Below are 14,342 nucleotides of genomic sequence, written 5' to 3'. Positions count from 1 at the left end.
CACGGCGCAATATCTGATTGCTGTCTGTTTAGGTTAGCCCTGAACCAGCTGGTCCAGTTTATTTTTTTCAAAGCTCAATAGTGATTCAACATCGAGCAGAATAATCATTTTGTCATTCACATTGACCAAACCACGGATAAATACTGAATTCTGATCTTCACTCAGCTCCGGAGTTTTACGGGTTTCGTCTTCAGAGATGGAATACACATCGGATACCGCATCTACCACAATCCCCATCACGCGCTCACCTTTATCGGTATCAAACTTGAGGATAATGACAACAGTAACCGGACTGTATTCCACTTTTTCCAAACCAAATCTCAGGCGTAAATCCATAATCGGAACAATGGTTCCGCGCAGATTAATCACACCCTTAATATAATCCGGTGCATTAGGAATCAGCGTTGACTCTTCCCAACCGCGGATCTCCTGAACAGCCAGGATATCCACACCATATTCTTCGCCTGCCATGATAAAAGTCAGATACTGCTGCTCAGCATCATTTTCAGTGGCCACTTGTTCGTTCATTGCTTCCATAATACGTTCTCTATAGATCAGGCTTATGCCGCTTTACCCGCCTGACTGGCAGCATCAGAAGTGGACAAACGCTCGGCATGGCGCCCTACACTGGAAATATCAATAATCAGGGCAACGGTTCCGTCACCTAAAATGGTCGCGCCGGAAATACCATCAACCCGCTGATAGTTCTGCTCCAGACTTTTAATCACAACCTGCTGTTGGCCTAACAAATCATCAACTACCAGACCTATTTTTTCGTTATCACTCTCCACCACTACCAGCATTTCTTCATCGCTGTCTTCACTGCGACGCGACAAGTTAAACACCTCATCGAGTCGCACAATAGGGATGTACTCGTCCCGCAGCTGCATCACCTGCTGACTGCCGGTGATGTTATTGAGTGATTTTTTCTCCAGCTGAATGGACTCAACAATGGAGACCAGTGGGAAGATATAAGTCTCGTCAGCCACTTTCACCAGCTGGCCATCGAGAATAGCCAGAGTTAATGGCAGACGAATGGTAAAAGTCGAGCCTTCACCGGTTTTGGAAGTCACATCAATGGTGCCGTTTAATTCATTAATGTTACGACGCACCACATCCATACCGACGCCACGACCAGAAATATCGCTGACCGCATCGGCAGTCGAGAATCCAGGTAAGAAAATTAACTGATGAATTTCTTCACTGGATAAACTTTGGTCTTCTGATACCAGGCCATTAGCAATGGCTTTTTCAAGAATTTTTTCTTCATTTAAGCCAGCACCATCATCCTGAATTTCAATCACAATATTGCCACCCTGATGGAAGGCATTCAGAGTAATAGTGCCGTCTTCTGACTTTCCAGAAGCCAGACGTTTTTCGGTGGTTTCTAAACCGTGATCCATGGAGTTACGCACCAGGTGTACCAGTGGGTCACCAATTTTTTCCATCACGGTTTTATCCAGCTCGGTATTTTCACCCAACATCACCAGGTTCACTTTTTTACCTAACTGGCTGCCCAGATCTCGAACTAAACGCGGAAAACGACTAAAGGCGAAGCTGATTGGCATCATGCGAATTTTCATCACACTTTCCTGTAGCTCGCGGGTATTTTGTTCTAACTGAGATAGCCCTTCCTGCAATCGGGCCAGTTTAGTTAAATCGAAATCCTGCCCTAATTGCCCCAGCATGGATTGAGTAATGACTAATTCACCCACCATATTAATCAGGCTATCGACTTTATCGATGGATACCCGGATCGAGGAATTCTCATTTCCCTTATTGTTAGCCTTGGCAGGGGCTTTCGGACTGGCTGCTTTTTTGGCTTCAGCCACTTTTGTAGAGACGGCTTCTGCAGTTTTTTGTGAAACCGCTTCGACAGTTTTTTCTGAACCTGGTTTTTCCTCAACAGTGTCAGATATTTGATCTAATACTGGCGATGAAGCGGTTTCGGATGAAGCTGTATCCCCTAGCGGCGAATGTTCTGCCGTAGCTTCCTGAGCTTCGTCAACAGTTCCAGACGCCTCAGACAGTGGCGTGTAAGTAATCTCGCAGTCGTCTTCAACCCATTCAAATACCGGCGTAATTTCACTCACATCAATGGCTTTAGTGACACGTAATTGCCATTGCAGATAACACTCTTCCGGGTTCAGGCTGGTGAACTCAGGTAACTGATCAAGTAGTGGAGTGACATCCAGATTTTCCGCGCCAACAATGTCAGCCAGCTCACGGAACATACGAAAGGGTTCGTTACCGGTGCGTAAAATATCCGCATCCGGTTTAAACAGAATCAACCAACCTGCTGATTCTGGTTCCTCACGTTGAGGAGTGGCACTGCTGTCGCCGGTTTGTTGATCAGCGGCGGCATCATTACCATTTAAAATACGTTCAAAGTCCGTTTTTAATTCATTGGCTTTTTCCATATCGGGCTCTGCACCATCCTGCAAACTACCCAACATGGATCGTAAACAATCCACCGACAATAAAAACAGATCAACATAATGTTGTTCCATTGAGCGCTGCCCTGCACGGATTTCATCCAGCAGGGTTTCCACTACATGAGTGAAGTCGGAAATTTGCATAAAACCAAAAGTCCCGGCTCCCCCTTTAATGGAGTGCGCTGCGCGAAATATGGTGTTAACCGTTTCTCCATCCACATCACCAGGCTGAAGGTCCAGCAACTGACTTTCCATAACATCCAGGCCTTCAAAACTTTCTTCGAAGAACACCTGGTGGAATTGTGACAGGTCAACACTCATACCAATTATCCCAATACGCGCTTAATCGTGCTTAACAGCTGATCCGGGTTAAACGGCTTCACAATCCAGCCGGTTGCGCCCGCCTGTTTACCCTGCATTTTCATGTCCCCGGCGGACTCAGTGGTCAGCATTAATACCGGGGTAAATTTATAATCGGCCAGTTGTCGCAGCTCTTTAACTAACTCAATGCCATTCATATTGGGCATATTGACGTCAGACAAAACCAGATCAAACTTGCCTTTTTTAGCTGCAGCTAAGGCTTCAACGCCATCGCTCGCTTCAACAACCTGATAGCCTGCGCCTTTTAAAGTGAAAGACACCATCTGTCTCATGGACGCAGAATCGTCGACAGCTAAAATACTCGCCATTGTGGAGAACTCCTGTTGGGTATAACTACTTATTCGGGCCGTGACAGACCCAGAGATTCATTAAGTCCGAGGTAACCACAGGTTTGCTGCAACACTTCGCTGGTTTCTAACCAGTGAATATCATGACTGGTTTTCTGCATCTCTCGACGCAAACTCACCAGCAACTGCAAGCCAGCGGTATCACAGTAATGAACCTGCCCGGCATCCAGCTCAACATCCGCTTCTGATGCCAGCGCACTTTCCATTTCGCCATATAAAGCTTCAACATGTTCAATGCTGAGTCGCTCGCCACAATGAATACGGATTCGTGCTGACATGATTCACCTGTTTCTTAATGCTCTGGCTTAAGGGTAGACGGCTATCAAGAAGCTGCTAAATAAGAAGGGGGGGAAATATCGATTTAATTAAAAAGACTGTTGAGAGACATCAAGTCCATACGGATGAATTTTGAACAACAGAAAGGTTTGTAGAATATACGTATAAATAAACCAACAGAGTCGTCAGTTTTTTTGCGCCTGAAAAGCCGCACGGTTGGCCCATTCATCGGCTAAACGCTGAGCTTGTTTGTCCTGCTGTTGATCAAATTCCTGATCGAGCTTGTCTAATAAGTTATGCAACGCTTTTACCTTAGCGTGTTGCTCAACATATTGCTTTTGCGCCTGCTCCACTTGCTGTTGCAGCAAGTGGAGCTGCTGATTTTGCTGCGTTAACGCCTGTTTAATCTGACCAATAAAGCCCATAGCGTTCTGAATCTGGCCACCACTGAGGGCTTTATCGGAGGGTGAAGAAATACCACGTTGATATTCTTCAACGTATTCATCCAGTTGCTGTTTCTGCTGTTGTTCCTGCTGCAACTTTTGTTGCAGTTGCCCCCACTCAGACAGAGCCTGCTGCTCGGCTTTTTCAGCCAGATCAACAATCAGTTTTAAACGTTTGGCACGGGGATGGCGATGCATATTCGTTTGATCCTACTGCGCCTGGGCTTGAGCTGCAGGATCAGGGAACAGTGCTTGCAGCTGTTGCAGGCTGTCTGCTAACGGAGCGCCTTCATGCAATTGCTGACGCAACATAGCTTTGATATTCGGCATACGATCAATGGCCGCATCCAGTACCGGATCACTGCCAGCCTGATAAGCACCAACACTGACCAGATCCTGATTTTCACGGTAATGCGCCATTAAATGTTTACACAGCTGGGCTTTTTGCAGCCAATTCTGATCAACAATTTGTGGCATCACCCGGCTAACGGACGCTTCAACATCAATCGCCGGATAATGGCCTTCTTCCGCCAGTTTACGCGACAACACAATATGACCATCAAGAATCGCCCGGCTGGCATCCGCAATCGGATCCTGCATATCATCGCCTTCACTGAGCACGGTATAGAAAGCGGTAATAGAGCCGCCACCCGCAGGGCCATTACCGGTTCGTTCCACCAACTTGGGCAATTTATTAAAAACCGACGGTGGATAACCTTTGGTAGCAGGAGGCTCTCCCACCGCCAGGGCAATTTCACGCTGAGCCTGGGCATAACGCGTTAACGAGTCCATCAGCAGCAGGGTATTTTTTCCCTGATCGCGGAAATATTCCGCCACCGAGGTGCAATATTGTGCGGCGCGCAGACGCATTAATGGGGAATCATCCGCCGGAGAAGCGACCACCACTGAGCGCTTTAAGCCTTCTTCGCCAAGAATTTCATCAATAAACTCTTTTACCTCACGGCCCCTTTCACCAATCAGGCCAACCACCACAATATCGGCCTCGGTAAAACGGGTCATCATGCCCAACAGCACCGATTTACCCACACCACTACCGGCAAACAAACCAATACGTTGTCCGCGACCAACGGTTAACATGCTGTTAATCGCACGAATACCAACATCCAACGGGGTACGAATCGGGTCACGATGCAGCGGGTTAATAATGCGCCCCTGCAGATTGCCCGCCACCGGATCTTCGATCGGACCGGATTCATCCAGCGGCCGACCTGTGCCATCCACGACTCGGCCCAACAAGCCATAACCCACCGGCACATCGGAGCTGCCGTGTAATGGCCAGACTTTGGCTCCGGGCCGCAGGCCATCAACCTGTTCGATGGGCATCAGGAAAATACGTTGCTGGTCAAAGCCAACCACTTCGGCTTCAACATCTTCAGCACCGTCACGCTGAACCATGCAACGATCACCCACTTTGACGTTTAAGCCCACCGCTTCCAATGTCAGACCAACCATACGAATTAATTGGCCTGCCACTTTGGGACGATAGGCGTTATCCGGTAACGAGAGGTCGGCCCACAGCTCACTCAGCATTTGGGGTATCCGGCTGGGAAGACGATTCGGAACCTGCTTCAGATTCCGAATCGGCTTCAGATTCAGAGGCAGCTTCTGGCTCAGATTCAACAACGGGTTCTGCCACCGGATCAAACTGTGGTTCACGGTCAAAATCCGGCACCAAGGAATTGCTGGCAGCCTTTAACAAACGGGGAATAAACTGCTCAAGTTGCTGGCTTAAGGCATCCGATAATGAATACTCCACCAGCGTCTGGGAACTTTGCAGGCGACATTCACCGGGTTGCAACGCCGGATCAGAATGAAAATGCAGCACCTCAGTATCAAACCCGGACTTATCCAGATGCGTCAGATCTGACGCACTGAGGTACACCTGAATATTTTTTTCACCGGCGGGAATTTCACGCAGGGCGTCCTGTAAAAAACCACTGATCGCCGACTCGCTCACGGATAATTCATGCCCAAGCAGCTGCTCAGTCAGGTTGCTGATCATACCAGCCAACACGTCAGGCAATTGCTGATCACGTTCAACCACATTGGCCTGTAAATGCTGATTAACCCGAGTCAGTCGTTCACAAGCCTGCTGTATCTGTTGCTGCCCTTGTGCCAAGCCTTCCGCTTCACCCGTGGCAAAACCTTGCTGACGCCCTTCCTGTTCGCCTTTTTGACGCCCTTCTTCCAGCCCTTGTTGTAAGCCCTGCTCGTAACCTTGTTGTTCACCTTGCTGACGACCTTCAATCAGGCCTTGCTCCAGTCCGGCGTTGTAGGCCTCACGGCGAATATTCTCGAGCTCTTCAGCGGTTGGCAACGGGAAGGTTTCCGGCTCATCTTGTTGCTCTAACACTTGTTCTTTGGCCAGCTCTTGTTGCTGTTCTTGCTTTTCTTTTTCGATCAGCCAGGCGGGCTTTTCGGTCCAGAAAGGCAAACGCCAGGGTTTAACCTCTTCGCCTTCTTTGATTTCTTCCGAAGCGATGGGATGAAAGTGGTGATTTTGACGATAATCAGCCATATCACATCATGGCCTCGCCACCACCACCAAGGACAATTTCACCGGCATCGGCTAAGCGGCGTGCAATGGTAAGAATTTCTTTCTGAGCACCTTCCACTTCGCTGACTTTAACCGGACCTTTGGCTTCCAGATCATCACGCAGCAATTCGGCAGCCCGTTTCGACATGTTTTTGAAGATCTTTTCCTGCACTTCCGGGTCGGCACCTTTGAGCGCCACCACCAACAGATCGGTGGATACTTCGCGCATCAGCGCCTGAATACCGCGGTCGTCGACATCCACCAGGTTGTCGAAGACAAACATCAGATCCTGAATCTGAGTACCCAGATCTTCGTCCACTTCTTTGATTTGCTCCAACAGGTCGTTGGCCATGTTGCTGTCGACCATATTGACGATATTGGCCGCCACTTTGACACCACCCATCGAGGTGGTCTGGCCACCAGCATTGCCAGTAAACTGACGTTCCAGAATGTCGTTCAATTCCTGCAAGGCAGCCGGCTGAACCGCTTCCAGTGCTGCCACCCGCATGACGATATCCAGGCGTACTTTTTCATCGAAGTTAGAGAGAATTTCCGCCGACTGGTCGGAGTCAAGATACGACACTACAATCGCCTGAATCTGCGGGTGCTCATGACGGATTAAGTCAGAAACCTGACGCGGCTCCATCCACTTCAGAGAATCCAGCCCGGTGGTGTTGCCGCCCAGCAAAATACGGTCAATCAGGGCACCGGCTTTATCAGAACCCAGTGCCTGGGTCAGCATATTACGGATATAGGCATCGGAGCCCAGGCCCATACCGGTCTGACCACTGACAGACTCAAGGAATTCAGCCACCACACCTTCGACCTGAGTCTGGTTCACATTGGTCAGGGTCGCCATGGTGGTGCCGACTTTCTGAACCTCTTTTGGCCCCATGTGTTTAAGAATTTCTGCGGCGTCTTTTTCGCCCAGTGTCATCAGCAATACTGCTGCACGATCCACCCGGCTCAGGGAAGACAGGTCACCATCACCTGCTTCTGCCGGTGCATTTTCTTCAGCCATCGCCTTCGTTCACCCATTTAATTACGACTTGCGCCACCCGTGCCGGATCTTCAGCAATCAGACCTTTTAATGCGTCCAGTTGACGTTCAAAACTTTCCGAGGCGCCCGGCAGCAGGAACTCATCCATACCCGACAGCGTGACTTTCTCTTCATCCAGGCCCGCTTCGGCATCTTCCAGTTCTTCCAGCAGCGTCAGCTCATTATCTTCACGGCCACGGTTGGCAATACTTTTAATTGTAGGCCGGATCACACCGAAGATAAGTACCAGGATAAATAGTCCGGCCATGATTTGTTTCATGATTTCCCAGAACCATGGCTGAGTCCAGAAATCCGGATCGCCCAGCGACAAATCACCGTCGCCCATAAAGGCGGAATTAATCACGTTCACACTGTCACCGCGAGCGGCGTTAAAGCCCACAGCATCTTTCACCAGCACTTCCAGACGCTGTAAATCGGCCGCCTGCCAGGGCACATAGACGGTATCGCCATCGGCATTCAGGGTTTCACGATCATTCACCACCACGGCAACCGTTAAACGGCGAATACGGCCCACCTGATGTTGTTTAAAACTGAGGGTACGATCGACTTCGTAATTGCGGGTCGCTTCTGAGCGGCGATTCACCGGCGCACCACCTCCGGCGCCCGGGCCAGTCGCTTCTTCCGGCACCGTAGCATCAACTGGCGGTTGATTGGATAACGCACCCGGAATGCCACCATCGGGAGCACCTGAGTTTTCTTCATCAATTAATTGTTCGCTGCGCAGCGCAATCAGATCCGGGTTGTACAGTTCTTCAGTTTGTTCCTGAACGGTGAAGTCGACATCAGCTGAGACTTCCGCTTTGTAATTTTCTACACCTAACACTGGTCGCAGAATATTATTCACCGCCTGAGCAATCGAACCTTCGACTTTTTCGGTGTATTCCAGTTGTTTGGTTGCCAGAATTTCGTCGCTTTGCTCTTCTTCTTTGGACAACAAGTTGCCTTGCTGGTCCACCACCGACACATCACCTTTGTCCATCTCAGAAACACTCGATGCCACCAGATTGACGATGGCTTCGACCTGATTTTTGGACAACTCACGGCCGGGATAAATTTCAACAAATACCGACGCTCGTGGCTTGCGCTGATCGCGTACAAACACCGATTGTTTTGGCAGCGCCAGATGAACGCGGGCATTACGCACCGCTTTTACAGAGGTGATGGTACGCGCCAGTTCACCTTCTAAACCACGACGGTAACGGGCATTTTCAATAAACTGACTGGTGCCAAGTTTGCTGTCCTGATCCAGCACTTCCAGGCCCACAGTTTTATCATCGATTAAACTGGCCGATGCCAACACCATACGTGCTTCGTGCAGATCATTGGCCTGCACCATTAAAATCTGAGAACCCGGATCAATTTCAAACGGTATGCCTTCACGCTGCAAAACTTCAATAATGTCCTGAGCGTTATGATCCTGCAGACGGGTAATTAAAGGTTTGTAGCTGGGGTCCTGAGACCAGATCATGATCGCAATCGCCAACGCAATTACCAGAGCAACACCAGCAATCACGCCAGCCTGACGCACAATGGTCAGTTTGTTAAAACCAGCCAGAACCGGGTGTGCGCCTTCATCCGGATTTTCACCCGTATTAGCCGGGAGTTCTTCCTGGTTTACCGGTGCATCATTGGTCGCTGGATTGGCTGCTGCCGGGGCAGTTTGTGCAGGTGCATTTTCCATGATTCAGATCCTGCTTACACCGGCATGTTCATCACGTCTTTATAAGCTTCAACCAGCTTATTACGTACCTGGGTCATTGCCTGAAACGATACCGATGATTTTTGCATGGCAATCATCACTTCCGGCAAGTCAACGCTGGGGTCGCCCTGCTCAAAACGCTTCTGCAAATCACCCGAGGTCTTCTGATTGGCATTAACGGTATCAATGGCGTTTTTAAACATATCCTGAAAGTTGGGTGCTGTCGGATCACCGACCGGCTTTTCAGCGCCCTGAGGGTTCGTGATCGCCTGCGGACGCAGCTGATCAACCTGGCCGGCATTCTGGTTTTCATGGTTACTGCGAATCTGGTCTTTCACCTGGCGCATTTGCATTAATACAGCATTCACATCAACGCGATTATTTACCATGTCATTTACCTCGAAAGCCGAATCCAAAACCATTTACTGACGCTGTTATTCTGTTTGCGCGTCATTTTTTTAACTCTTGACTGAGTTTTGCAAACTGCTTGCCAACTCCTGTTACTTCTTCACGATTCATGACCTTTTTTCTCTGCCCTCACGAAACTTTCACGGTTTTACAGAGCTTTATTATCAAAATACTTATCAAAATATGGGCTGTGCGTTATAACAACGGCATAAAAAATAAGATCAAAGGAAATACAGGTCATGAGTTACGACTATTTGATTGTGGGTGCCGGCTCCGCAGGCTCTACCCTGGCACGACGTTTATCTGAAGACCCAAACAACAAGGTCTGCTTGCTGGAAGCAGGCCCGGCTGATAACAGCCTGATGGTAAAAATTCCGGTAGGGGTTATTGCCATGATGCACAGTAAAAAGCGCAACTGGCAGTACTGGACCGAGCCTCAGGAGCAATTGGATAACCGCGAAATTTTTTGTCCGCGAGGTAAAACCTTCGGTGGCTCATCGTCCATCAATGCCATGATCTATACCCGCGGCCATCGTTGGGACTACGATCACTGGGCTGAACTGGGCAACAATGGCTGGAGTTATGACGACGTTCTGCCCATTTTCAAACGCAGTGAAAATCAGGAACGGGGTGCCGACGATTATCATGGCGTTGGTGGTGGCTTAAACGTTGCCGATCTGCGTTATCGCCACCCGGTGAGCGAAACCTTTGTTGAAGCCGGGCAGCAGGCTGGTTTTGCGCTGAATAATGACTTTAATGGCGAAGAACAAGAAGGTGTTGGTTTTTATCAGGTCACACAAAAGAATGGTGAACGCTGGTCAGCCGCTCGTGGGCAATTGCACCCAGTGCTTGATCGCTCCAATCTGACGGTTATCTCAGGCGCACTGGCTAATCGTGTGCTGTTTGATGGTAAACGTGCCAGTGGCGTTGAGTACACACAAAACGGTGAAAGCGAGACTAAGCGCATTGATGCCACTCGAGTGATTTTATCCGGTGGCGCGATTAACTCTCCACAGTTATTACTGTTGTCTGGAGTTGGCCCAAAAGCCGAGCTGGATCGCCATGGCATTTCTCAGGTAGCTGAACTGCCCGGCGTGGGTGAAAACCTGCAAGATCACCTGGATGTGATTGCGGTTACCAAGTCGACAAAGCGCAATGCCTTAAGCTTTGCCCCAAGCTATTACATCCCGACTGGCGTGAAAGCCGTTGCCAATTACGCTCTGAATCGTGAAGGCCCACTGACGTCCAATGCAGCGGAATCCGGCGGTTTTATCAAAAGTGACGAACAACAGGACATTCCGGATTTACAAATCCACATGACCGCAGCACCGCTGGACAACCATGCACTGGATCTGCGTTTTACACTGCAATGGGCTTACTCTTGCCATATCTGTGATCTGCGTCCCAAAAGCCGCGGCACGGTACGCTTAAAGAGTCGTAACCCGGCAGAGGCTCCGGCGATTGATCCGCGTTATTTATCCGATCCGGCCGATGTTGAAACTCTGCTGAAAGGGATCAAGCATGTGCGCAACATTATGGCTCAACCCGCATTTGATCACTGTCGTGGCGACGAAATTTTCCCGGGGAGTGATGTTCAAACCGATGAAGAATTAGTTGAGTTTATCCGTAAAAAAGCAGACACCATTTATCACCCGGTGGGCACCTGTAAAATGGGTGATGATGACATGGCGGTTGTGGATACTGAGCTGAAAGTTCATGGACTTGAGAATTTATGGGTTGTTGATGCTTCCATTATGCCGACTCTGGTTGGCGGCAATACTAATGCCCCGACGGTAATGATTGCCCATAAAGCAGCGGATATCATGCTGGGTGAAAACCTGGATTAATTCGCAGCATACATATCCAGCCATAAAAAACGCCAGCCTTTTCACGCTGGCGTTTTTTATGGTTTAAATCAGCGGACGATTAACACGCTGCAAGCATGCTTTCGACATCAATTCCTTCGTCCCGTAACTTTGCCACTTTATAACGCAAGGTTCTTGGGCTGATCCCCAAACGGTCTGCTGCATCTTTACGGCTGGGCTCTTCTTTTAAAGCACGGACAATCAGTTCCACTTCTCGATTTTTTAAATCGTTTCCAAGTTCGCCTTCATCCACCGCTGCTGTTTCGGCAACCGGTGCAGGTACAGCGGCCTCAACCTGACGGTTTTTCGGAACCGGTGTCAGAATAAAATCATTGGCAAATAACTGTGGCCCTGCCTGAATAATCAACGCCCGTTGCATGGTGTTATCCAACTCACGCACGTTGCCAGGCCAGCTATGGGTCATTAATTTCTGCTCAGCCTCCGCCATCAATTGTGGCACCGGGCGTTTCATTTTTTGAGCATGATGCGCCAGCAGGCGTTTGGCCAATGGCAAGATATCATCCTGGCGATCACGCAGCGGTAACCACTGCAGCGGGAATACACTCAGGCGATAATATAAATCTTCGCGGAATTTCCCTTCAGCGACATAGTCAGCTAACTCGCGGTTGGTGGTAGCAACAATGCGTACATCCAGATCAATGGTTTTTTTACCACCTAAACGTTCTACTTGTCGCTCTTGTAGAACACGCAATAGTTTTGCCTGCAGACCCAGATCCATTTCGGTGATTTCATCAAGCAATAACGTACCACCTTCGGCCTGCTCGAATTTACCCGGCATCGCGTTATACGCGCCGGTAAAGGCGCCCTTTTCATAACCAAACAACATCGCTTCCAGCATATTCTCCGGAATCGCTGCACAGTTAATGGCAATAAACGGCTGTTTTTTACGATCCGAATTCTGGTGAATATAACGCGCAAGGACTTCTTTACCCGTACCACTTTCACCACTGATTAATACCGTTGAATCGGTTTGTGCAACCCGTTGCGCTAACTGAAATAACTGCTGCGACGCTAACGCTTCACACACAGGTTCCGATTCATCAGCCAGTTCGCCCTGGGTATTAAAAGGTTTTAACAGCGCATCTAATTCCGCCAGCTCAAAGGGTTTCATCAGGTAATCATTGGCGCCACGTTGCATCGCTTTAACCGCCTGGCCAACATCGCCATAAGCCGTCATCAATACCATGGGCAACCAGGGATGTGCTTGTTTAACGTTATCCAATAACTCCAGACCATCCATGCCCGGCATATTAATATCAGATAACACCAAATCTAACGCATGAGAACGAACAATCGCCATACCTTCAATACCATTGGGTGCTTCAAACACCTCATGCCCTTTCAGCATCAGGGTATCAACGATGGCTTCACGCAAACGCGGATCATCTTCGACCACTAAAATACGCATATTATTCTCCTCAAAAAAATTTCTGCAGCAGATCCAGTCCAGACTGCTCAGTTAGCTCTGGAACGATGGCTTGCGGATTAACGGCAAACATAACTCAGCCGACAAACCACCTAAATCACTATCAGCCAAGGTAAATTCACCACGATGTGCCCGTACAACCGCTTGAACAACCGCCAGCCCAAGACCGGTGCCATTGCTTTTGGTGGTGTAAAAAGGCTCCATCATGTGTTGTTTTTGTGACGGACTCAGGCCGGGACCGTTGTCCATCACCTGAATTTTTAATTGTTGTTTTTCAACCGACAGGCGGATAAGAATTTCGATTGGATATTCACCGGATTCCAGTGCGTTATTAATCAGATTCATCAGACTGCTGATCAACGCATCTTTATTACAAACCAGTTGTAAATCACCTACCTGATTATCAATCTCGCAACGCGCCTGAAATTGTTGCAACGCGACTTCCATCGCACCCTGCAGGCCACCAACCAACTCAGAAATACCGACTTCATCATTAAGAGGGGCTTCGCCACGGGCAAAAATCAGCATGTCACGCACCTGGTTTTCCAGATGATGCAAACGTTCCTGTAATTTTCCGGCAAACCGGATTCGGGTATCTGGCTGAATATCATCCGTGGCTAAATGCCCGGCATATAAGGTTGCGGCGGCTAACGGCGTACGAATCTGATGAGCCAGTGACGCCACCATTTTTCCCATCGCGGATAAACGCTCGTGTTGGCTGAGCTGAGATTGCAATGCGCGGGTTTCGGTCATGTCGGTTAAGAGAATTAACTGACCATAATTATTCGCCATGGCAGCGGTACGCAAATTGACTTTACGGCCATCCACTAATGAAATTTCATGGCCGTCGTCGTTTTGTGGTTTGAAGCAGCGATGAATTAATTGCACCCAGCGCTGTCCAATCAACGAAGGCGCGCCACTGGCTTTTAATAATAAATCATCTGCCGTGGGGTTGGCCTGGCTAACAAAACCATTTTCATCGAGTACCAGAACACCCGCAGGCATCATCTGTAAAAGACTTTCCAGGCGGTCGGCCAGCTGTTCTTTTTCTGCCAGCTCCTGCATCCGTTGTGCCGAGACACTGGCAAGTTCACCACTGAGCTGTTCAACCTTGTCTTCCAGAAAACTATAGGAGTCAGACAGTTGTTGTGACATTTGATTGAACAAGGTAAACGCCTGCTTTAATTCAGCGCGACCCAGCTGGGTATCATTACCTGCCGCCAACGATTCAGCAGGAATAAAAATGTCACTGTCCTGGCGTAATGCAGCATTGGCCATACTCACCCCTTGTTCTCCACATCAGGTCCTTACGGATTGTCGGGTATCCGACGCCTAAATAATCTGTAACAGGGTTGAGCAATTAGCGTGCCGTATTTTTTACTCTATTTTTTATTTTTTACGTCAAAATAATGATACCAATGATC

The 14,342-nt window shown here is 49.0% G+C and carries 13 protein-coding genes; 1 reads left to right on the top strand and 12 read right to left on the bottom strand.

Annotated elements, in window-relative coordinates; all coding sequences use genetic code 11:
• Positions 1-33 precede the first annotated feature (33 nt).
• The 10 genes from KFF03_RS03235 to fliE form a co-directional block, all read right to left on the bottom strand.
• The gene (locus KFF03_RS03235; RefSeq protein WP_255858865.1) at positions 34-537 is read right to left on the bottom strand and encodes a chemotaxis protein CheW; all 504 of its coding nucleotides are present in this window, start codon (positions 535-537) and stop codon (positions 34-36) included.
• A 23-nt stretch (positions 538-560) separates the two neighbouring features.
• The gene (locus KFF03_RS03230; protein WP_255858864.1) at positions 561-2,756 is read right to left on the bottom strand and encodes a chemotaxis protein CheA; all 2,196 of its coding nucleotides are present in this window, start codon (positions 2,754-2,756) and stop codon (positions 561-563) included.
• Positions 2,757-2,761: 5 nt separating this feature from the next.
• Positions 2,762-3,124 carry a response regulator gene (locus tag KFF03_RS03225; protein ID WP_255858863.1) on the bottom strand — a complete coding sequence of 121 codons (363 nt, stop codon included), beginning with the start codon at positions 3,122-3,124 and terminating at the stop codon, positions 2,762-2,764.
• Between the two features lie 29 nt (positions 3,125-3,153).
• Entirely contained in the window at positions 3,154-3,441 is a 288-nt protein-coding gene (locus KFF03_RS03220; RefSeq protein ID WP_255858862.1) for a lipid asymmetry maintenance protein MlaB, read from the bottom strand.
• A gap of 183 nt (positions 3,442-3,624) precedes the next feature.
• The gene (gene fliJ, locus KFF03_RS03215) at positions 3,625-4,080 is read right to left on the bottom strand and encodes a flagellar export protein FliJ (protein ID WP_255858861.1); all 456 of its coding nucleotides are present in this window, start codon (positions 4,078-4,080) and stop codon (positions 3,625-3,627) included.
• 12 nt (positions 4,081-4,092) lie between these two features.
• Complete coding sequence (gene fliI / locus KFF03_RS03210; protein WP_255858860.1) at positions 4,093-5,433, bottom strand: flagellar protein export ATPase FliI; 1,341 nt, start codon at positions 5,431-5,433, stop codon at positions 4,093-4,095.
• Entirely contained in the window at positions 5,423-6,421 is a 999-nt protein-coding gene (locus KFF03_RS03205) for a FliH/SctL family protein (protein ID WP_255858859.1), read from the bottom strand. The genes fliI and KFF03_RS03205 overlap by 11 nt, the downstream gene beginning before the upstream one ends.
• 1 nt (position 6,422) lies before the next feature.
• A complete protein-coding gene (fliG, locus tag KFF03_RS03200) occupies positions 6,423-7,460 on the bottom strand; it encodes a flagellar motor switch protein FliG (RefSeq protein ID WP_255858858.1) in 1,038 nt (345 codons plus the stop codon).
• Positions 7,453-9,180, bottom strand: a complete 1,728-nt coding sequence (gene fliF, locus KFF03_RS03195; RefSeq protein ID WP_255858857.1) for a flagellar basal-body MS-ring/collar protein FliF — start codon at positions 9,178-9,180, stop codon at positions 7,453-7,455. Before fliF ends, fliG begins: the two co-directional genes overlap by 8 nt.
• Before the next feature lie 14 nt (positions 9,181-9,194).
• The gene (gene fliE / locus KFF03_RS03190; protein WP_255858856.1) at positions 9,195-9,587 is read right to left on the bottom strand and encodes a flagellar hook-basal body complex protein FliE; all 393 of its coding nucleotides are present in this window, start codon (positions 9,585-9,587) and stop codon (positions 9,195-9,197) included.
• A gap of 258 nt (positions 9,588-9,845) precedes the next feature.
• On the opposite strand from fliE, the gene KFF03_RS03185 reads away from it, so the two are divergent.
• Positions 9,846-11,453 (top strand): GMC family oxidoreductase, encoded by a 1,608-nt coding sequence (locus KFF03_RS03185; protein ID WP_255858855.1) that lies wholly within the window; start codon positions 9,846-9,848, stop codon positions 11,451-11,453.
• A gap of 79 nt (positions 11,454-11,532) precedes the next feature.
• Here the strand turns inward: KFF03_RS03185 and KFF03_RS03180 are convergent, their stop codons facing one another.
• Together KFF03_RS03180 and KFF03_RS03175 are read right to left on the bottom strand one after the other, a co-directional pair.
• On the bottom strand, positions 11,533-12,900 hold the full coding sequence (locus KFF03_RS03180) for a sigma-54 dependent transcriptional regulator (RefSeq protein ID WP_255858854.1): 1,368 nt from the start codon (positions 12,898-12,900) through the stop codon (positions 11,533-11,535).
• Positions 12,901-12,951: 51 nt separating this feature from the next.
• Positions 12,952-14,196, bottom strand: a complete 1,245-nt coding sequence (locus KFF03_RS03175; protein ID WP_255858853.1) for a PAS domain-containing sensor histidine kinase — start codon at positions 14,194-14,196, stop codon at positions 12,952-12,954.
• Positions 14,197-14,342 lie beyond the last annotated feature (146 nt).

The sequence above is a fragment of the Bacterioplanoides sp. SCSIO 12839 genome (genome assembly GCF_024397975.1).
Taxonomy (GTDB): domain Bacteria; phylum Pseudomonadota; class Gammaproteobacteria; order Pseudomonadales; family Oceanobacteraceae; genus Bacterioplanoides.
The sequence above is the reverse complement of the archived record's forward strand: the minus strand, read 5'-3'. Positions and strand labels throughout refer to the sequence as shown.